Raw genomic sequence first — 527 nt, forward strand, 5'->3', positions numbered from 1 at the left:
GGACGGTGTCGCACGCCCACTTGTCCCATTCGACCACGGCCAAGTGCTCGAAACCGGCAATTTCGCATCCCATGGCCAAACCGCCGGCTCCTGCGAAAAGCTCAACCGATCTCATTCCAGTACTCCAGTGAATTTTGCTTGATTGGACCAATGGTCCAAATAGATTTGGACGCGATCATCCTTCTTCCGAAACGAAGGATGGCGTCGTGCTGAGTGAGATTTCCATGCCCAAAGACGACAACACTGCAATCAGCTTTCTGCTGCCGAGCTCAGAAAGGCGCCCCCTTTCGAATCGTGAAAGCAGCTCAGCAGTTACGCCGCTGGTCTTCGCTACGTCGATCTGCTTCAAGCCCAGCTGCTTACGCCTAGCAGCTACCTGACAGCCTAGTTCATGGAGGGTCGTCACGCCCGTCTTCCGTGCTCGATACGCGTCAATTACTGATCTATACGTCAAGTGAGGCAAGTGAAATCCGGACGGGAAGGATCTCCCTCTGCTGTCTCAGGAGCTGAGACAACCAGGCGGGGAG

The 527-nt window shown here is 55.0% G+C and carries 2 protein-coding genes; both read right to left on the bottom strand.

Features of this window, described 5'->3' with window-relative positions; all coding sequences use genetic code 11:
* Positions 1-115, bottom strand: a 115-nt coding sequence (locus tag DAI20_RS20255; RefSeq protein ID WP_159085171.1) for a DNA cytosine methyltransferase, incomplete at its 3' end; no start/stop codon positions are given.
* Between the two features lie 60 nt (positions 116-175).
* On the bottom strand, positions 176-406 hold the full coding sequence (locus DAI20_RS20260) for an XRE family transcriptional regulator (protein WP_497802656.1): 231 nt from the start codon (positions 404-406) through the stop codon (positions 176-178).
* Positions 407-527: the final 121 nt, after the last annotated feature.

It is taken from the genome of Planctomonas deserti (genome assembly GCF_003067705.1).
GTDB classification, from domain to species: Bacteria; Actinomycetota; Actinomycetes; order Actinomycetales; family Microbacteriaceae; genus Planctomonas; species Planctomonas deserti.